The organism is Pseudomonas sp. AAC, from assembly GCF_000725445.1.
Taxonomy (GTDB): Bacteria; Pseudomonadota; Gammaproteobacteria; order Pseudomonadales; family Pseudomonadaceae; genus Pseudomonas; species Pseudomonas citronellolis.
Map to the genome: position 1 here is coordinate 671,823 of NZ_KL647097.1, position 18,954 is coordinate 690,776.

At 58.7% G+C, this 18,954-nt stretch carries 16 protein-coding genes; 13 read left to right on the forward strand and 3 right to left on the reverse strand.

Annotated features, from left to right (window positions below):
• Positions 1–10 precede the first annotated feature (10 nt).
• The 12 genes from FG99_RS31420 (at position 11) to FG99_RS16840 (ending at position 12,638) form a co-directional block, all read left to right on the forward strand.
• On the forward strand, positions 11–1,252 hold the full coding sequence (locus tag FG99_RS31420; RefSeq protein WP_081884646.1) for an oligosaccharide flippase family protein: 1,242 nt from the start codon (positions 11–13) through the stop codon (positions 1,250–1,252).
• The gene (locus FG99_RS31425) at positions 1,249–2,448 is read left to right on the forward strand and encodes a CDP-glycerol glycerophosphotransferase family protein (RefSeq protein WP_168187683.1); all 1,200 of its coding nucleotides are present in this window, start codon (positions 1,249–1,251) and stop codon (positions 2,446–2,448) included. Before FG99_RS31420 ends, FG99_RS31425 begins: the two co-directional genes overlap by 4 nt.
• Complete coding sequence (locus tag FG99_RS32155; protein WP_141766177.1) at positions 2,445–3,506, forward strand: hypothetical protein; 1,062 nt, start codon at positions 2,445–2,447, stop codon at positions 3,504–3,506. The genes FG99_RS31425 and FG99_RS32155 overlap by 4 nt, the downstream gene beginning before the upstream one ends.
• Positions 3,478–4,611: a glycosyltransferase gene (locus tag FG99_RS31430; protein ID WP_081884648.1), complete on the forward strand. Its 1,134-nt coding sequence runs from the start codon at positions 3,478–3,480 to the stop codon at positions 4,609–4,611. The genes FG99_RS32155 and FG99_RS31430 overlap by 29 nt, the downstream gene beginning before the upstream one ends.
• Before the next feature lie 20 nt (positions 4,612–4,631).
• Positions 4,632–6,047, forward strand: a complete 1,416-nt coding sequence (locus FG99_RS16810; RefSeq protein WP_043271236.1) for an undecaprenyl-phosphate glucose phosphotransferase — start codon at positions 4,632–4,634, stop codon at positions 6,045–6,047.
• 214 nt (positions 6,048–6,261) lie between these two features.
• Positions 6,262–6,534, forward strand: coding sequence for a hypothetical protein (locus FG99_RS31435; RefSeq protein WP_074985241.1), 273 nt, complete (start codon positions 6,262–6,264; stop codon positions 6,532–6,534).
• 138 nt (positions 6,535–6,672) lie between these two features.
• Positions 6,673–7,779, forward strand: a complete 1,107-nt coding sequence (locus FG99_RS16815; RefSeq protein ID WP_081884649.1) for a polysaccharide biosynthesis/export family protein — start codon at positions 6,673–6,675, stop codon at positions 7,777–7,779.
• Positions 7,780–7,803: 24 nt separating this feature from the next.
• Entirely contained in the window at positions 7,804–8,463 is a 660-nt protein-coding gene (locus FG99_RS16820; protein ID WP_043271238.1) for a YjbF family lipoprotein, read from the forward strand.
• Positions 8,460–9,227, forward strand: a complete 768-nt coding sequence (locus tag FG99_RS16825; RefSeq protein WP_043271240.1) for a capsule biosynthesis GfcC family protein — start codon at positions 8,460–8,462, stop codon at positions 9,225–9,227. Before FG99_RS16820 ends, FG99_RS16825 begins: the two co-directional genes overlap by 4 nt.
• Positions 9,224–11,308 (forward strand): YjbH domain-containing protein, encoded by a 2,085-nt coding sequence (locus FG99_RS16830; protein WP_043271242.1) that lies wholly within the window; start codon positions 9,224–9,226, stop codon positions 11,306–11,308. Before FG99_RS16825 ends, FG99_RS16830 begins: the two co-directional genes overlap by 4 nt.
• A gap of 131 nt (positions 11,309–11,439) precedes the next feature.
• Positions 11,440–11,844: a YbaY family lipoprotein gene (locus FG99_RS16835; RefSeq protein WP_043271244.1), complete on the forward strand. Its 405-nt coding sequence runs from the start codon at positions 11,440–11,442 to the stop codon at positions 11,842–11,844.
• Between the two features lie 116 nt (positions 11,845–11,960).
• Positions 11,961–12,638 (forward strand): DUF4197 domain-containing protein, encoded by a 678-nt coding sequence (locus FG99_RS16840; RefSeq protein ID WP_043271245.1) that lies wholly within the window; start codon positions 11,961–11,963, stop codon positions 12,636–12,638.
• Between the two features lie 249 nt (positions 12,639–12,887).
• On the opposite strand, the gene FG99_RS16845 is transcribed toward FG99_RS16840, so the two are convergent.
• On the reverse strand, positions 12,888–15,959 hold the full coding sequence (locus FG99_RS16845; RefSeq protein ID WP_043271247.1) for an efflux RND transporter permease subunit: 3,072 nt from the start codon (positions 15,957–15,959) through the stop codon (positions 12,888–12,890).
• A gap of 6 nt (positions 15,960–15,965) precedes the next feature.
• Entirely contained in the window at positions 15,966–17,069 is a 1,104-nt protein-coding gene (locus tag FG99_RS16850; protein ID WP_043271249.1) for an efflux RND transporter periplasmic adaptor subunit, read from the reverse strand.
• 97 nt (positions 17,070–17,166) lie between these two features.
• Here FG99_RS16850 and FG99_RS16855 point away from each other — a divergent pair, with 97 nt between their 5' ends.
• The gene (locus FG99_RS16855) at positions 17,167–17,799 is read left to right on the forward strand and encodes a TetR/AcrR family transcriptional regulator (RefSeq protein ID WP_043271250.1); all 633 of its coding nucleotides are present in this window, start codon (positions 17,167–17,169) and stop codon (positions 17,797–17,799) included.
• 355 nt (positions 17,800–18,154) lie between these two features.
• Here the strand turns inward: FG99_RS16855 and FG99_RS16860 are convergent, their stop codons facing one another.
• On the reverse strand, positions 18,155–18,940 hold the full coding sequence (locus tag FG99_RS16860) for a class I SAM-dependent methyltransferase (protein ID WP_043271252.1): 786 nt from the start codon (positions 18,938–18,940) through the stop codon (positions 18,155–18,157).
• Between the last annotated feature and the right edge of the window lie 14 nt (positions 18,941–18,954).

Below are 18,954 nucleotides of genomic sequence, written 5' to 3' on the forward strand. Positions count from 1 at the left end.
CGAGACGCCAATGCATCAAATCATTCTTCGAACCGTTCGACACAGACTATTCTTGAATACGCTTGCGGCAGGTGTTACGCAGCTATCAAACTTCATCCCTTTACTTCTCGTTCCTTTCCTTAACACCAAACTTGGTATAGAAACATTTGGAGCCACTGCCGTAGCCTTATCACTCATTCAATTATCACTGGTCATTACGGACTTCGGCTACACACTCTCCACCACTCACAAAATTGCGCAAAACAAGCAAGACACCTGCACCTTAAACAAAATAATAGGTAGCGTAGTAATTGGAAAAATCCCCATTACCTTACTAGCCGTTGGAATAACCGCAGCCTTTCCTTTGCTTGTAACAGACTACAGGCAGCACTGGGAGCTTTTCACTCTCGCCGCAATAGCCATCATCGGACAGAGCTATCAGACCTCTTGGTTATTTCTTGGCCTAGAGGAGATGAAGACCATTACATCTTACATGCTCATCACAAAGGTCGCTTACCTGCTCTCCGTGATTCTGCTGGTACGTTCCAAAGAAGATGCCTATATCGTAATACTGATGTGGGGACTGGCCCAAACTCTGGCCGCTGTTCTATCGATCAAGGCTGCCCTTAAACGAGGATTCAAATTTTCAAGGCCAAGGCTGCATGCTGTTTATAACGAATTTCGCGAAGCTATTCCCTTTTTTGCATCAAGAATAGCAGTCGCAACCTATACATCAGCGGCAGCAGTACTAGTCGGCATCTCCGGCCAGCAACAAGCAGCTCAATTCTACGCATGCCAACAAATATATAAAATAGGTGCTGCTCTACCAGTAAATCAAGTTCTTTACCCATATATGGCCAAGAACAGGAACTGGAAGGTTTTCTATAAGATCACTGGAATTTCAGGTTCGATAATAGCTCTATCTGCATTAGTCGCATCCATTTACTCCACAGAGATACTGACAACAATCTTTGGTGTCGAATTCACCAGCGCGAGCATGACCTTCATTGTTTTTCTCGCGGCCACAGTACTTAGTTACCTCGCTGTTGCATTTGGTTATCCTGCATTATCAGCGGTTGGTGCGCTAAACAAGGCCAACTCAAGTGTCATCATAGCTTCCGGCCTAAACATTATGATTCTGCTGGGGCTCTATACAACCAACAACTTGAACGCCCTTAGCACTGCCGCTGCCATCTTGGTAACAGAGGCTACGGTCCTGACGCTACGAATATATTTCCTGAAATCAGCAGCACACCAGAAGATCAATTCTTGAGAAAGACCGTGAGTTATATTCTAGTGCTCAACAAGCTAAAAGTTGCGTTTGAACAAGCTGCCCTCCTATCACTTTGTCACTTTATACCTAAAGATAAAAACCTATGGGTATTTGGTTGTGTCAGGGGTTATGCAGAGGGGTGCGCAGCCATAATCAAGATAGCTGATAGAGAGAAAAAAACCCGGAATATTTGGCTCTATCGTTCCAAAAGTGAGAAGACGCTTCTTGAAGCCTACGGTCACGAACACTACAAACTGAAGTCTATCAAAGGCTACTGGTACTGCCTTCGGGCAAACCTCGCGTTCATCGCCTATGGATTTAATGACCTAAACGGAACTGCAATTTTTCGTTCAAAAATAATTAATGTTTGGCATGGAACACCACTTAAAACTATATACTTCGACTCACCTCAACTGGGTAGCAAGGTGGGTCTTAACCAGCTAAAAAATATTGCCAAACACCTGTTCACCAAGCGTATACAGCTTTTTCCTGTTTCATCAGAGCTTTCAAAAAAACGCATAGAGAAAGCTTTTAGGCTTAGAACTGGAGTTGCCCAAATAACAGGTGAACCTCGAACTGATAAGATATTTAGCAGCATCACAGAGTCGTCTTCCGACAACTCTTTACCACTATCGTTATTAAAGAGTCTGGGACCAGAAAAGCTAATACTTTACGCGCCCACTTGGCGCCCTGGGCACCCTCCTACAACCAATCAACAAGAAATTTTGCATTTAATTGACTTTCTAGAGTGCCATGATAAATATTTAATTTTACGCCCACACCCTAGAGATGAAAATAACCATCTTCTTAAAGTTAAACATGAGCGTATCATAAAATTCTTACAAAAAGATTACCAAGATATTTACAACTATCTTTATCTATTTGGCTCTTTAATTACTGATTACTCCTCGATTGCCATTGACTTCAGCATAACCAAACGCCCGATTTACTTCTTAGCACAGGATACCGATGACTACGTACAAAAACAGGGGCTGTATGAAAGTTACGACACATTTACCTGTGCTAACTGGTCGTCGGACTGGCGGTCTTTGATAGATACTCTAGTTACTGAGAAATATTCTTCTCCAAAAGGCCTTCAGAGTTCATCAGAACTTTTCCGAAGATATCACGTATTCAACGACGGACAAGCCTCGCGCCGTACCTATGAAATATGCCTGCGGCTGACAGAGACATGAACAATTCCTTGAATATAAAGACTACGTTAGTATTTCTTGGAATAATAGCCGTATTGGCAATAGCATTAAGTACGGCGCTCCTATCCCGAGATATCTTTCCCGAAAAATATTTTTACGACAGCACAACAATTGACAGTGCAAAGAATAGTTCTAGCAGCCTGAAGATCGGTGACTCTTACAACAACACCGCCTTCTTTTACAAGTCACTTGGCTTGAGCGAAAAATCGACAACCAATAAAACCCTATTCCCAGCCATATATATAATAGCCATAGCTCTGATCTTAAGAAAACTAAAAACAGGAAATGCAACAGGGATTTTATTAATCGCAGCCTACTCATCCATAAGTGCAGCCGTCTATCTATCCCAATACAGCAAAGAGTCAATAGTCCTACTCCTTTCCCTCAGCTTTTTACTTTTAAACGGATCCAAAAAAGGCATCATTCTTTGGCTATTACTCGCCATTGGGTATGCCATCTATTTTCGTCTTTACTGGATTATCACTATTTGCCTATTCATATCTAACCTGATCATACTTAGCAAAACCAGAAGATTCTCTTTGGCAATCTCAGCAATCTTTATTCTTTACATAATTCTAGCCATTCTTTTTCCAATAGTTTACGGCCAGGAAATTGGACAACATCGACTTTCCGCCAACGAAGATCGCATAGGCTCAATGGATGCGGAGACACTGATTACTCCTCTAATCCCCGGTGACGGGCCGGTGCTGGACACTATCAATACTTTCATCCAGCTAATAACATTCCTATTCCCTACCCCATTAGCAATTACCGGAAAAGTACTGCACTTCCTCTCCTTCGCAGCTATTTCAAGCATTTCAATAATCACAATAAAAAACTTGAGAAAACAAATAAAAAGCGACTCATTTAGTCGCTCATTAAAATTACAATCCAGCTATTCTCTGGCACTAGCAATAGTGGCAGTACAAGCTATATTCGAACCAGATTACGGCTCCTACGTTAAACATTTAACACCAACACTTCCAATTCTGCTTTTCTTACTTAATTACCATGACAAAAGAACCCATCACAAAAAATAGAGCAGCCATTAGCGTCACCCATATTGCAGAAACTATAAAGGGAGGAATAGCCACCTACTTAAATGTTTTTGAATCCTACAGCCAGAACCTAGAGTTTCAAAATACTTATCTAATCCCTCAACACCAGCGGAGCGAACTGCGCTCCAACTCTAATACAAAAATATTTACTCATGAGGGAAGCCGCAAGCCATTGGGCTTCGTCAAATTAGTCCTAGCAATTAGGCAACACATCAACACATACAATCCACCCTTGATTTTTGCCCATAGTACTTTTGCAGGACTCGCAACTGCCATTGCGTTGAAAATTACGCGACACAAGCCCGTTTTCATGTATTGCTCCCACGGTTGGGCGAGTTTGAGAGACCAAGCAGCTTGGAAAAAGAGAATAATTACACCAATTGAGAGGCTCTTTTCTAAGCGAACGGATGCCATCATCAATATTTCCAAGAACGAAGATATCAAGTCTCGCCAGATGAAATTTGGCCAGAAAATGTATCTTATCGAAAACTGCGCCGAAGAATCCAAACTCAATCTTGACGCTATTTGGCGCAGAAAGAGCCAAACCCCACAGAAACTTCACTTACTCTATGTAGGACGTTTCGACAAGGCAAAAGGTTTCGACATACTAATAAAAGCCCTTAGCCTTCTCAACACTGAGAGGGAGGTGGATTTCGTGATTGATGTCATTGGGGAGGCTGTATTAAACGATCTTGTAACTCCTATCCCCATTGATTTACAGCCCAAGATAAATTTTCACGGGTGGGTCAGGAATGACCATATAGACGAGTTTTACGCTAAAGCCGACTTCCTTGTTGTCCCTTCAAGGAATGAGGGATTTGGAATCTGCGTCATTGAAGCATTTCGAAACGCAACCCCTGTAATTGCAAGTAATCGTGGGGCCCTTCCAAACATTGTTCAACACAACATTAACGGAATTATCTTTGATCTTTCCGCAGAGAATCTGAAGTGTGCCATTACTCAAGCCGCCAACCTCGAACTCTTACGCCTTCGTCAATGCGCACTCGACACATATATTAGAAACTATACCCCGCAAACCTTCACACAAAAGCTAAACAAACTCATCAGCTCAGTCATCTCAAACTAAATATTACACTAGGAGAAAGCATGAACAGCATGGATCGCGGAATTCTCCGTTCTCACCAAGCCAGCATATCCGTTCTGCAGAGACTTCTCGACCTACTAGTAATATTTGCAGGCATGGCATGTGTCTTTGCATGGAGAAACAGCACACTCTTCGAGGAACACCTAATTGCAGCTCTTCTTGCTTTAGTGGTTTTTTATGTCCTGAGTGACCTAGGTCAAGTCTATGGTTCTTGGAGAGGAGAGCGAATTCGAGAAGAGCTTCGTAAGATCAGTGGAATCTGGGCCGTCAGCTTCGTTTGTGTCTTCCTATGTGAATATTTTTTTATAAGCCTGCCAGCTCTTGAAGACACTGCCATGCTTGAATGGTTTACTTTGGCATTATTATTTCTCTGCGGATACCGTGTTCTTTTAAGAATTTCCCTAAACGCTCTTCGTCGAAAAGGCTTTAATACTCGCTCAGTCGCTATCGCCGGCGCGGGTCCACTGGGACAGAGACTTGCAAGAAATCTAGCGAGCGCACCTTGGATGGGGCTCGATCTACTAGGTTTTTTTGATGACAAACGGAAAGACCCTATACGGCTAGCTAATAGCAAAGTCAGGCTGCCTGTTTCTGGTTCGCTTGATACACTTGTGGAACAAGCTAAGGCAGGCCAGATCGATCGCATATATATTACACTACCCATGCGTAGTGAAGCACGCATCAAGTGGCTTGTGAATCAACTCAGTGATACTACAACCTCTGTCTATATCGTTCCTGATGTATTCGTCTTCGAACTACTACATGCGCGTAGCCAGAATATTAACGGCGTACCAACCATCAGTATCTTCGACAGCCCAATGACAGGAGCAAACATCATGGTCAAACGCCTCGAAGATATCACACTATCTCTGCTTATCTTAGGATTGATAGCCCTTCCCATGCTACTCATATCTGCCATGATCAAACTCACCTCACCCGGCCCCGTATTCTTTCGCCAGAAACGCTACGGTATTGACGGCAGATCAATTGAAGTATGGAAGTTCCGAAGCATGCATGTGATGGAGAATGGCGCCGATGTTGTGCAGGCTACGCGCGGTGACGCCCGCATAACGCCAGTAGGTGCGTTCCTGCGAAAAACGTCACTCGATGAACTCCCTCAGTTCATCAACGTGCTCTTGGGAGATATGTCTATAGTCGGCCCTCGGCCGCATGCAGTTGCTCATAATGAGCATTATCGCGGTCAAATTAATAGCTACATGCTTCGCCACAAAGTAAAGCCTGGTATTACCGGCTGGGCCCAAATCAATGGTTGGCGCGGCGAAACCGACACTCTGGACAAGATGCAAAAACGGGTAGAACACGACCTCGCCTACATCCACAACTGGTCCCTCTGGTTGGACCTGAAGATCGTCTTTCTCACGGTGTTTAAAGGGTTCGTCCACAAGAACGCCTATTGAGAACACTAAAAGCTGAAAAGTGCCGGAGTTCCGTCATAGGTATTCAAGTAATCAGTCGTATCCCTTTCCATCTCCAGTGGAAGGGATGGACTGGGTACCGGCCGAGGGATACAGGAATACCTATTGGAGCCGGGGGCTTTTCTGCTTGCACTGGCCTCGTGCCAGCCTTAACCTTCCTTCTTTCTGAAGGAACGACCCCACAAGGAGTCTTAACGTGAAAAAACTGCTGACGTTCGCCGCCCTGGCGACCTTGAGCACGTCGCTGTTGGCGGCAGAAGCACCGGCCGACGCGCCGGCTTCTTCCGAGCCGCTGACCCTGTCCACCCCGGTTGCCGGCGGTGTCACCGTAGGTGGCGCCATTGGTATCGGTGCTGCCGTAGTGGCAGCTGGCGTTGCCGCTTCCAATAGCGGCGGCGGCGGTGGCCATGACGGCACCCCGGGCACCACTGGTACCACCGGCACCACCGGTACCACCGGCACTAACTGATAACAGTCTGTAGCCGCTGAGCCCTGTCGCTACTCCATTGTGGCGGCAGGGCTCACCTCATTCCGTTTCCTATCAACTCCGTCACGGCTCCCGACTCACCGGGCGCTGCCGTCTCGGCTTGCTGCGTAGTTCCTTCCCATGATTCGCTCTTTATCCGTTGCCGTTGTCGCCGCTCTTTCGCTCCAGGGCTGCATGTTCGCCCCTGGCCAGAATATGGACACCAGCCGCATCGTTCGCGATGACTCCGCCGAGAGCAGCCGCGTCGAGCTGGTGCAGATCACCCCCAAGCTGCTGGCGGTGAATGCCGCGACGGAGACTGGGAGCCAAGTGCCGGCCGAATTGCTGGCCTACCATCCACAGGACTACCGCATCGGGCCGACCGATGTCCTCTACATAACCGTCTGGGATCATCCGGAACTGACTGCGCCTTCCGGCCAGCAGCAGCAAATCGATGCCAACGGTCGTCTGGTTCGTCCTGACGGCACCCTGTTCTATCCCTACATCGGCACCGTCAAGGTCGCAGGTCGGACCATCGAGGAGGTGCGCTCGGAGATATCCAGCCGCCTGTCCCAGTATGTGGAAAGCCCACAAGTCGACCTGGCGATCATGCGTTTCTCCAGCCAGAAGGTGATCCTCAGCGGCGCCTTCGGAAAAGCCGGCCCGCAGGCCATTACCGCTACCCCGCTCAGCCTGATGGAGGCGGTCAGCACCGCAGGTGTGAACACCGGCTCCGCCGACCTCTCCAACATGGTCCTCAAGCGCGATGGCCGCGAGTACAAGCTCAACCTGGACGCACTCAACGACCAGCAGCAGAGCCAGCTCTACAGCGTCTACCTGAAGGATGGCGACCAGATCTACCTGCCCTACAACGACCGCAAGAAGGTCTACCTGATGGGTGAAGTGAACAGCCCACGCGCCATCACCTACAAGACCAAGTACCTGAACCTGGCCGATGCCCTGGGCAGCGTCGGTGGCCTGAACCAGGCCAGTTCCAACGGCAAGGCCGTCTACGTGATTCGCGGCGTTGAAGACCTGGAGCGCGAACCTGCCAAAGTCTTCCAACTGGACGCCCAATCGCCCACCGCCTTCATCCTCGCCCAGCGCTTCAACCTGGAGCCGCAGGACGTGGTCTATGTCGGTCCTGCTGGCGTCACCCGCTGGAACCGCTTCATCAGCCAGTTGGTACCGTCCACCACCATCCTTGGTACGGGTGCCAACATCAAGAACGACCTGAACGACGAATAACCCACCGAGCTCAGGTCAACCGACGTGAAACTCCTCCAATTCGCCGCCCTGGCCGGGGCGGCCTTGTCGCTATCCGCCTGCAACCCGCTGATGCAGGCGTCGTGGGACACCTTGCGCGCCGCCACCCAGGGCCCGAAGCCGCTTGAGCTGACCCAGGCCCAGGTGGATGCGGTGCCCTATTACCAGATCAAGCTGCAGACCCAGGGCGGCGAAGCCGTGATGGCGCTGGTACGCCGGCAGGGCGACCTGCAGTTCTGGCTCGCCTCTACCCATCAGGTACTGATGATGCGGGATGGCCTGGTGGTGCGCACCACCGGCTTCGGTGACAACCTCGCCGGCACGCGCCTTGGGACCAACTCGCCCTTCCACACCGGCCTGCACAAGTTGGCGGATGGGCAGCGCAGCGAGCGCTGGATCGATCTGGCGAGCGGCTATCGCCTGGGGATTCCGGTGCAGAGCAGTTTCCACAAGGTCGGCCTGGAGCGCGTGAGCATCCTCGAGCGCGACTACGACCTGTTGCGCGTCGATGAAGACATCCGCGCTCCCCTGCTGGGCTTCAGCGCCACGAACAAATACTGGGTCGACCCCAAGGACGGCTTCGTGATGCAGAGCCTGCAACAGGTCACGCCCGACCTGCAGGTTGCGATCACCCAGTTGCGTCCGTACCGGGGGGCAGGCAAATGAGCATTCGCCTTCTCGCCCTGGCCGCACTGCTGCTGGCCGGCCCGGCCATGGCCGGCGATTCCGTCGAAGTTCGCGGCGACGCTGCCAGGTCCGGTCCCGTGGCCATTACCGCGACTACTCGCCTTGGCGACGTCTTCCGTGCCGCCCAGGTCGATGCCGAAGGTTATTGGCTGGGCGCCGCGTGGCTGCAATCGAAGCTTGTGCCGGAGCAGAAACGCCTGAAGGCCGGCATTCTGTTCGATCTGTCCATGCTGCAACAGAAAGCCCTGCTGGACGATCAGCCCGCGCTTTCCACCCTTGCCAAGCGCCTCTATGACCAGGTGGCCAGCCTGCCGGTCAGCGGTCGACGCCTGCACCTGCTGGACCCTGTCGAGGTTGAAGTCACCCCGGCGCAGAACAGCCTGGTGTTTCCTGGCGACATTTTCATTTTCCCGGCCCGGCCGAGTGCAGTACGTGTGCTGGGTGCCGTGGCGGCCGACTGCTACTTCACCCACGTGCCGATGCAGCAGGCACGCGACTATTCCGCTGCGTGCCCGTCGCTGCCGGAAGCCGATCCCGACTATGTCTATCTGATCCAGCCGGACGGCCAGGTCACTCGCCTCGGCATCGCCCTGTGGAACCTCCAGGAAGGCCAGCCCGCTGCGCCGGGTGCGACCATCCTGGTACCGATCAAGGCGGCCGGGCCGGATAGCCCCGTCCCGCAGTTGAATGAAGAAATGGCCAGGTTCATCGCCACCCAACCGTTGTCCGAGGTGGCGCAATGAAGCTCCGCTATTCCCTTTGCCTGCTGCTGCCATGGACCATGGCCCACGCGGAGCCTTACTACAGCCGCAACGACTTCGGCGTGATGGGCTTGTTGCAAACACCGACCGCACGCATGGCCAAAGCTGGTGAGGTCGCCATCACGGCCAACCGCGTCGATCCCTATTCGCGCTACAGCTTCTCGCTGCAGCCCTTCGACTGGCTGGAAACCTCGTTCCGCTATACCTCCATCAGCAACCGCAACTATGGCCCGGAAAGCCTCAGCGGCGACCAGAGCTACAAGGACAAGGCGGTCGACGCCAAGCTCCGCCTGCTCCAGGAAAGCCGCTGGTTGCCGGAAGTGGCCCTGGGTGCGCAGGACATCGGTGGTACCGGCCTGTTCTCCAGCGAATACTTCGTTGGCAACAAACGCTTCGGCAACTTCGATCTCAGCCTGGGCGTAGCCTGGGGCTACCTGGGCAACCGGGGCGACTTCGACAACCCGCTGGGCTGGATCGACGACAAGTACGACACCCGCCCGGAAGCCACCGGCACCGGTGACTTCAGTACCAGCTCCTATTTCCGCGGTTCTCCGTCGCTGTTCGGCGGCGTGCTCTGGCAAACGCCCTGGGATCGTCTGTCGGTGAAACTGGAATACGACGGCAACGACTACAAGAAAGAACCCAAGGACAACAACCAGGACCAAAGCTCCCCGATCAACCTCGGCTTCGTCTTCAAAGCCAGCGACTCCGTAGACCTGACCGCCGGCTGGGAACGTGGCAACACCGCCATGTTCGGCATCACCCTGCATACCAACTTCGCTTCCCGCTCGGCACCGGCCAAGACTTTCGACCCGCCGGCCGAGCCGCTGCCGGCCAAGGCGCCGGACCTGCATCCGGATCAGGTGGACTGGGCGAACGTATCCAGGCGCCTGCAGAACAACGCCGGCTACAAGGTCGAGCGCATCACCCAGCGCGACAAGGAAATCGTCGTCTACGGCGAGCAGACCCGCTACCTCTACCCGCCCAAGGCGGTAGGGCGCGCGGCGCGCATCCTCGACAACAGCGTGGATGACGACATCAAGTACTTCACCGTGGTGGACAAGCGCTACGACATGCCGGTCACCGAGACCAGCGTGCCGCGTGAGACCTTCCGCGAGGTGGTGAACAACGACCGCCCGCTGGACGACCTGCGCCGTGGCACCGAAAGCAACTGGCCGCTGCCGCACCAGGAGAAGGTGCTTTACACACAGAAGCCGGATCCGTTCAGCTACGGCCTCGGCCTGGGCTACAAGCAGAACGTCGGCGGACCCGACGGCTTCCTGCTCTACCAGTTCACCGCGGACCTGAACGGCGAGTACCGCTTCACCCCGGACACCTGGTGGAGCGGTTCGCTCAGCGCCAACCTGCTGAACAACTTCGACAAGTTCAAGTACGACGCGCCGTCCAACCTGCCACGCGTGCGCACCTACCTGCGCGAGTACTGGACCACCTCCGACGTAACCATGCCGACCTTCCAGTTGAACAAGGTCAAGCGTCTGGACGAGGACATGTACGGCATGGTCTACGGCGGCTACCTGGAGTCGATGTTCGCCGGCGTCGGCGGCGAGTTGCTGTATCGCCCGCTGGGCGAACGCTGGGCCATCGGTGGCGACCTCAACTACGTGCGCCAGCGCGATTTCGAGCAGGACTTCGGCCTGCGCGACTACAAGGTGCTCACCGGCCATGTCACCGGTTACCTGAAAACCGACTTCCAGGACGTGCTGGCCGCAGTCAGCGTGGGCCGCTACCTGGCCCGCGACTGGGGCACCACCATCGACCTGTCGCGCGAGTTCAGCAACGGCGTGCGCTTCGGTGGCTGGGTGACGCTCACCACCGCCTCCAAGGAAGAGTACGGCGAAGGTAGCTTCGACAAGGGCATCTACGTGTCCATCCCCTTCGACGAGATCATGAGCAGCTCGACCATGCGCCGTGCCAACCTGGCCTGGGCCCCGCTGACCCGTGACGGTGGCGCCCGCCTGGGCCGCAGCTACTCGCTGTATACCCTCACCGACGGGCGCAACGTCGATATGTTCGACGGCAGCTTCAGCAAGATCACCGAGTAAGCCCCCAGCCCCGCCGCAACGGCGGGGCTGCTTGCTGCAGATCAGCGAAACCTCCGCTTACAACCCCTCTCGCAACCTTTGCGCCTAAGCTGTGTCGGATGACGCCCGTTCTATCCGGAAGGAATCCGTCGATGAAGCTCACCGCCCTCCCCCTCCTGTTCATGACCGGCGTGCTTGCCGCCTGCGCTTCGAATTCGCCTTCGCAGAGCGCTTCGCTCAGTGGCGAGGTGTTCTACCTGCAGCGCATTGCGTTGCCGCCGGGAGCGCAGGTTTCGGTGAGCCTGCAGGATATTTCCCTGGCCGATGCGCCGGCCGTGGAGCTGGCTTCGCAGACGCTGCCCGGCGGGCAGCAGGTGCCGGTGGCCTTCAAGCTCGATTACGACCCGCAGCGGGTCCAGCCCGGCCACAGCTATGCGGTCAGCGCGCGTATCGAGAATGCCGGGAAGCTGCTGTTCATCAGCACCGAACGCCACAGCGTCAAGCTCGACGGCAGCGATCCTCAGCCGCTGCGCATCCGCGTCGACGCGGTGCGCTGATACTTCCCTCCTCTTCTGGCCGGGTTCCGTTGCCGGCCCGGCCTCGCTAAGCTTGCCCCTTCTTCCTTCGCCGAGACGCTCGGCGAAGGTTCCGCCCTGCCCCACAAGGAATCCCGATGCTGCGTTTCACCGCCCTGCTGGCCGGCGCTCTGTTGTCTGCCAATGCCTTCGCCCTGTCCCTCGCCAATCTCAGCCAGACCGACGCCAGCGGCGGCCTCAAGGATGCCCTCAGCCAGGGAGCGCAGATCGCGGTCAAGCAGTTGGGCAAGCCCGGCGGCTTCACTAACGATCCGGCCGTACGCATCGAGCTGCCGGGCAAGCTGGGCAAGGCCGCCAAGGTGATGAAGCAGTTCGGCATGGGCGCCCAGGTCGACCAGCTGGAAGCCAGTATGAACCAGGCTGCCGAGACCGCCGTGCCGCAGGCCCAGGCGCTGCTGGTGGATGCGGTGAAGAAGATGACCGTGCAGGACGCCAAGGGCATCCTCGCCGGCGGCGACGATTCCGCCACCCAGTACCTGGAACGCAGCAGCCGCGATCAGCTGCGCCAGCGCTTCCTGCCGATCGTCAAGCAGGCCACCGACAAGGTCGGCCTGGCCAAGCAGTACAACGCCTTCGCCAGCCAGGCCGCGGCCTTTGGCGTGGTCGATGCCAAGGATGCGAATGTCGAGGGCTATGTCACCGAGCAGGCGCTGGATGGGCTGTTCAAGGTGATCGCCCAGCAGGAGAAGGGGATTCGGGAGAATCCGGCGGGGGCGGCTACCAGTTTGGCCAAGAAGGTTTTTGGGGCGCTCTGAGGCCCGCGGAGCTCGTAGGAGCGAGCTTGCTCGCGAAGGGTGTTTTTCCGGTTACATCGTCGTATCAGGTGACTCCGCTCCCTCTCCCCAACCCTCTCCCTGAAGGGAGAGGGAGCTGTCCTGAGTAGCCTGGAAGGTAGGCGCCATCCTGCGGTGTCGTTTGTGGCTGCAAGTACCGTTCGCGAGCAAGCTCGCTCCTACAGGGTTGTCCCGGACCCTAGGGCGTATGACCGCGAACGGTCATACGCCCTACGCAGGTTCCTTCTTCACCCTGAACCAGGCCGCATACAGCGCCGGCAGGAACAGCAGGGTCAACGCCGTGGCGACGATCAGGCCGCCCATGATGGCCACCGCCATGGGCCCGAAGAACGCGCTGCGCGACAGCGGGATCATCGCCAGCACCGCCGCCAGCGCGGTCAGCACTATGGGGCGGAAGCGCCGCACCGTGGCCTCGATGATGGCGTGCCAGCGGTCCAGGCCGTGAGCGATGTCCTGCTCGATCTGGTCCACCAGGATCACCGAGTTGCGCATGATCATCCCGGCCAGGGCGATGGTGCCGAGCATGGCGACGAAGCCGAAGGGCTTGTGGAACACCAGCAGGAACAGGGTCACGCCGATCAGCCCCAGGGGCGCGGTGAGGAACACCATGGCCATGCGCGAGAAGCTGCGCAGCTGGATCATCAGCAGGGTCATCACCACCACCAGGAACAGCGGGATGCCGGCGTTCACCGAGTTCTGCCCCTTGGCCGAATCCTCCACCGTGCCGCCCACGTCCAGCAGGTAGCCGTCCGGCAGCTCGGCGCGGATCGGATCGAGGGTCGGGGAAATCTGCTTGACCAGGGTGGCCGGCAGCGAGTCGTCGTAGATGTCCGCGCGCACAGTCACCGTCGGCAGGCGGTTGCGCCGCCAGATGATACCTTCCTCGAAGCCGTACTCCAGGGTCGCCACCTGCGACAGCGCCACGCTGCGGCCGTTGTTGGTGGGGATGGCCAGGCTCGGCAGCTGCGACAGGTCCTGGCGCTCGCGGGCGTCGCCGCGCAGGAGGATCTCGATCAGCTCGTTGTCCTCGCGATAGTAGCTGACGGTGGAGCCGGTCAGCGAACTCTGCAGGAACTGCGAGACGTCCTGGGTGCTCACGCCCAGGGCGCGGGCGCGGTCCTGGTCGAGGTTGAGGCGGATGACCTTGCTCGGCTCCTCCCAGTCCAGGTGCACGTTCACCACATGGGGGTTCTCGCGCATCTTCGCCGCGACCTTGCGCGCCAGCTCACGCACTTGCTGGATGTGCTCGCCGGACACCCGGAACTGCACCGGGTAGCCAACCGGCGGGCCGTTCTCCAGGCGGCTGATGCGGCTGCGCAGCGTGGGGAAGTCCTCGGCCATGCGCTGGATCAGCCACTGGCGCACCTCCTCGCGGCCCTTCAGGTCCTTGGCCAGCACCACGAACTGGGCGAAGCTCGCCGCCGGCAGCTGCTGGTCCAGCGGCAGGTAGAAGCGCGGCGAGCCGGTGCCGACGTAGGCCACGTAGTTCTCGATGCCCGGATGCTCGGCGAGCAGCTTCTCCAGGCGCTTGACCTGCTCGGCGGTGGCGGCCAGCGAGTCGCCCTCGGCCAGCTTCAGGTCCACCAGCAGCTCCAGACGCACCGACGGCGGGAAGAACTGCTGCGGTATCAGGCGGAAGGCGGCGATGGAGCCGACGAAGGCCAGCAGGGTCAGGACGATCACCGTCTTGTTGTGGCGCACGCACCACTCCACCAGGCGCCGGAAGTGCTGGTAGAAGCCCGTCGAGTAAGGGTCGTGGCCCTTGTCGCTGCCGCCGTGCTTCTCCGCGTGGCGCTTGGCCAGGTCCGGCAGCAGCTTGGCGCCCAGGTAGGGCACGAACATCACCGCGGCCACCCAGGACACCAGCAGCGCGATGGTCACCACCTGGAACAGCGAGCGGGTGTATTCGCCGGTGCCCGACTGCGCGGTGGCGATCGGCAGGAAGCCGGCGGCGGTCACCAGGGTGCCGGTGAGCATCGGGAAGGCGGTGCTGGTCCAGGCGAAGCTGGCCGCCTTGAGGCGGTCGTAGCCCTGCTCCATCTTCACCGCCATCATCTCCACGGCGATGATCGCGTCGTCCACCAGCAAGCCCAGCGCCAGCACCAGCGCGCCGAGGGAAATCTTGTGCAGGCCGATGTCGAAGTAGCGCATGCAGACGAAGGTCATCGCCAGCACCAGCGGGATCGACAGCGCCACCACCAGGCCGGTGCGCAGGCCCAGGGAGAAGAAGCTCACCAGCAGCACGATGACCAGCGCCTCGGCCAGCACCCGGACGAACTCGCCCACGCCTTCACGCACGGCGGCCGGCTGGTCGGACACCTTGCGCAGCTCCATGCCCGCCGGCAGGTTCTGCTGCAGGCGGTGGAACTCGTTTTCCAGCGCCTTGCCCAGCACCAGGATGTCGCCGCCGTCCTTCATCGCCACGGCGATGCCGATGGCGTCCTCGCCCATGAAGCGCATGCGCGGCGCCGGCGGGTCGTTGAAGCCGCGGTGCACCTCGGCCACGTCGCCGATGCGGAAGGTGCGGTCGCCCACGCGGATGGGGAACTGGCGGATGTCCTCCACCGAATCGAAGCGCCCGGAAACCCGCAGTTGCACGCGGTCGCTGGCGGTCTCGAAGAAACCGGTGGCGCTCACCGCGTTCTGCTCCTCCAGGGCCTTCTGCACCGCCGCCAGGGGCAGGCCGAGGGTGGCCAGTTTGGTGTTCGACAGGTCGATCCAGATCTTCTCGTCCTGCAGGCCGACCAGCTCGACCTTGCCGACGTCCTTGATGCGCTGCAGCTGCAGCTGGATGCGGTCGGCGTAGTCCTTCAGCACCGCGTAGTCGAAGCCCTTGCCGGACAGCGCGTAGATGTTGCCGAAGGTGGTGCCGAACTCATCGTTGAAGAACGGCCCCTGGATGCCCTGCGGCAGGGTGTAGCGGATATCGCTGACCTTCTTGCGGATCTGGTACCACAGCTCGGGGATGTCCCTGGACTTGAAGTCCTCGCGGGCGACGAAGGTCACCTGCGACTCGCCCGGGCGCGAGAAGGAGACTATGCGGTCGTAGTCGCCGGTCTCCATCAGCTTCTTCTCGATGCGCTCGGTGACCTGGCGCGAGACTTCCTCGGCGGTGGCGCCGGGCCAGTTGGTCTTGACCACCATGGCCTTGAAGGTGAAGGGCGGGTCCTCGCTCTGGCCGAGCTTGGTGTAGGACAGCGCCCCGGCGATGCCCAGCAGCAGCATCAGGAACAGCACGATCGGCCGGTTCTGCAACGCCCAGGCGGAAAGGTTGAAGCGCATCCTGCGTCACTCCTTCGCCAGCAGCTTGACCGAACGGTTCTCGCGGTCGACCGGGCGTACCTGCTGGCCTTCGCGCAATACCTGGACGCCCGCGGCGACCACCCAGTCGTCGGGCTGCAGCCCTTCGAGCACCGGCACCCGGTCCTCGGCGTAGGGCCCGATGCGCACCGGCCGGCGGTGCAGGCTGGCATCCTTCGGGTCGACCACCCAGACGAACGGCTGGCCGCCCTCGGCGCTCACCGCCGCCAGCGGCACGGCCAGGGGCACGGCGCCCTCACTGTGGATGTACACCCGGGCGCTCTGGCCCAGTTCGGCCGGCACCTTGGCATCGTCGAAGGCCACCCGCGCGGCGAAGGTGCGCGACTGTGGGTCGGCGGCCGGCGACAGTTCGCGGATGTGGCCGCTGAAGCGCTTGTCCGGCTGCGACCACAGCTCGACGCTGACGCCCTCGCCGATGCGGAAGCGCTCGATGGCGTGTTCGGGGAAGCTGATCAGCACTTCGCGGTCACCATCGGCAGCCAGGGTGAAGACCGTCTGCCCGGCGGCCACCACCTGCCCCACTTCGACGCGCCGCGCCGAGATCACCCCGTCCTGCGGCGCACGCAGCACGGCGTAGTCGGCCTGGTTGCGCGCCACGTCGTACTCGGCGCGCACCTGCTTCATGCGCGCCTCGCCGGCGCGGTAGGTGTTCTCGATGTTGTCGAACTGCGACTGGCTGACCAGCTTGCGCTCCAGCAGCACCTTGTAGCGCTGGTATTCCGAACGCACGGTCTGCAGGTTGGCCTCGGCGGCGGCGACCTGGGCGCGGTTGGCCTCCAGCTGCAGGCGCACGTCCTCGGGGTCGAGTTCGGCCAGCGGCTGGTCGCGGCGCACGCGCTCGCCGGTCTCCACCAGGCGCTTGGCCACCTTGCCGCCGATACGGAACGCCAGCTCCGGCTCGTGGCGGGCGCGCACCTCGCCCGGGTAGGCCTCGGTGACCGAACGCGCCAGCTGCGGCTGCACGACCATGGCCGGGCGCAGCGCCGGCTTGGCCGGTTCGCCGTTGCCGCAGGCGGCTAGGGTCAGGGAGAAGGCGAGAGGGACAGCGACGGACAAGGCATGGCGGAACATGATGTATGACCTTTCGCGAAACGCAGTTGAATTCTTATACTCGGCGGTATAGTAAGAATACAAAACCGACCAGTCCAGTATTTGAAGCGAAAATAAAATGTCCCAGCCTCCCATCCCCAACGGCCCCGGCCGCCCCAAGGACCCGGCCAAGCGCCAGGCGATCCTCGAAGCCGCCAAGGAGCTGTTCGTGCGCAACGGCTACGACGGCAGCAGCATGGAAGCCATCGCCGCCGAGGCCGGGGTTTCCAAGCTCACCGTGTACAGCCATTTCACCGACAAGGAGACGCTGTTCTGCGAGGCGGTGCAGGCCAAGTGCGCCGAGCAGGTGCCGGAGCTGTTCCACGAACCGCCGGCCGACGCGCCCACGCAGGAGCTGCTGCTGAACATCGCGCGCGGCTTCAACCGCCTGATCAACAGCCCCGAGGCCATCGCCCTGAGCCGCCTGATGATCGCCCAGGGCGGGCAGAACCCGGCGCTGTCGCAGATGTTCTTCGACGCCGGCCCGCAACGCGTGCTGGACCAGATGCAACGGCTGATCGCCCAGGCCCAGCGCAAGGGCGAACTGCGCGAGGGCGACGCACGCAACGCCGCCGAGCACTTCCTGATGCTGGTGCAGGGCTGCCTGCACTTCCGCCTGCTGATCGGCTGCGTCGAGCGGCCGCCGGTGGAGGAGAGCGAAAGGCATGTGCAGGAGGTGGTGGAGTTGTTTTTGCGGGCTTATCGGCCTTGAGGCGTATGCCGTAGGCGCTTCTCCTGTAGGAGCTAGCTTGCTCGCGAAGGGGGTTCCCCGGTGGCTACGGTGTCTTGGCTCGGCTCCGCCCCTCTCCCTAACCCTCTCCCTGAAGGGAGAGGGGACCGTTCGGCATGCGCTGATGTTTCCGCGTTAGCCGGCTTGCAGTGAGTGGCCGGCTGACACCAAATCCTTTCTCGGCACGGACAAGCCCCCTCTCCCTTCAGGGCGGGGCGCGCAGCCGAGGGCTGGGGAAAGGGGACGGACTTCGACCTCGCTCTGGAGCAAGGCCTGACACCATTGTTCGCGAGCAAGAGCTAGGCGCCCCCCCTCGCTCCTACGAAAAGCCCCCCGCTCAGGGCTTGAGGGACTTCAACGGATAGATGTCATACCGGCTCGACTTCCCTTCCAGGCTGTAGCTTGGCTTGGCGCCCTCGATGATCGGCGCCTTGCGCGGGCGCTTGACCACCACGCGGTGGCTGGCCAGGGCCAGGGCCGCCTGGAGCAGCGCCGGGGCGTCCATGTCGTCGCCCACCAGGGGACGGAACAGGCGCATTTCCTTTTTCACCAGGGCGCTCTTGTCGCGGTGCGGGAACATGGGGTCGAGGTAGATCACCTGGGGCGCCTCGCCCTGCCAGGCGCCCATCAGGTCGATGGCGTTGCCCTGGTGCAGTTGCATGCGCGCCACTATCGGCGCCACTTCCAGGTCGCGCGCCGCGCGGGCCAGGCCGTCTTCCAGCAGGGCGGCGACCAGCGGTTGGCGCTCGATCAGTTGCATCTCGCAGCCCAGGGTGGCGAGGACGAAGGCGTCGCGGCCCAGGCCGGCGGTAGCATCGAGCACATGTGGCCGCACACCCGGCTGCACGCCCACCGCCTTGGCGATCATCTGCCCGCTGCCGCCGCCGAACTGGCGGCGGTGGGCGGCGGCGCCTTCGAGGAAGTCCACGCGCACCGGGCCCGGCGAGTCCGGGCCCAGTTGCAGCAGTTGCAGGCCCTGCTCGCCCAGTTGCAGGGCGAAGTCCACCGCGCCCTCCTCCGCCAGTTCCAGGCCCAGGCGCCGAGCCCACTGGCCGGCGGCTTCGCGGTAGTGGGGCTCCAGGGCCTGGACGATGATGCGGGGAGTGTCTGCGCTGGCGCTCATGCGGGTCGATCCGG

What these genes read in the sequence shown, in the direction of transcription:
- FG99_RS16855 (WP_043271250.1), top strand. Translation starts at nt 17,167, where the DNA reads ATGTCCCAGCCTCCCATCCCCAACGGCCCCGGCCGCCCCAAGGACCCG.
- FG99_RS16835 (WP_043271244.1), top strand. Translation starts at nt 11,440, where the DNA reads ATGAAGCTCACCGCCCTCCCCCTCCTGTTCATGACCGGCGTGCTTGCC.
- FG99_RS16845 (WP_043271247.1), bottom strand. Translation starts at nt 15,959, where the DNA reads ATGCGCTTCAACCTTTCCGCCTGGGCGTTGCAGAACCGGCCGATCGTG.
- FG99_RS31430 (WP_081884648.1), top strand. Translation starts at nt 3,478, where the DNA reads ATGACAAAAGAACCCATCACAAAAAATAGAGCAGCCATTAGCGTCACC.
- FG99_RS16840 (WP_043271245.1), top strand. Translation starts at nt 11,961, where the DNA reads ATGCTGCGTTTCACCGCCCTGCTGGCCGGCGCTCTGTTGTCTGCCAAT.
- FG99_RS16850 (WP_043271249.1), bottom strand. Translation starts at nt 17,069, where the DNA reads ATGTTCCGCCATGCCTTGTCCGTCGCTGTCCCTCTCGCCTTCTCCCTG.
- FG99_RS16830 (WP_043271242.1), top strand. Translation starts at nt 9,224, where the DNA reads ATGAAGCTCCGCTATTCCCTTTGCCTGCTGCTGCCATGGACCATGGCC.
- FG99_RS16825 (WP_043271240.1), top strand. Translation starts at nt 8,460, where the DNA reads ATGAGCATTCGCCTTCTCGCCCTGGCCGCACTGCTGCTGGCCGGCCCG.
- FG99_RS16810 (WP_043271236.1), top strand. Translation starts at nt 4,632, where the DNA reads ATGAACAGCATGGATCGCGGAATTCTCCGTTCTCACCAAGCCAGCATA.
- FG99_RS31420 (WP_081884646.1), top strand. Translation starts at nt 11, where the DNA reads ATGCATCAAATCATTCTTCGAACCGTTCGACACAGACTATTCTTGAAT.
- FG99_RS16860 (WP_043271252.1), bottom strand. Translation starts at nt 18,940, where the DNA reads ATGAGCGCCAGCGCAGACACTCCCCGCATCATCGTCCAGGCCCTGGAG.
- FG99_RS16815 (WP_081884649.1), top strand. Translation starts at nt 6,673, where the DNA reads ATGATTCGCTCTTTATCCGTTGCCGTTGTCGCCGCTCTTTCGCTCCAG.
- FG99_RS32155 (WP_141766177.1), top strand. Translation starts at nt 2,445, where the DNA reads ATGAACAATTCCTTGAATATAAAGACTACGTTAGTATTTCTTGGAATA.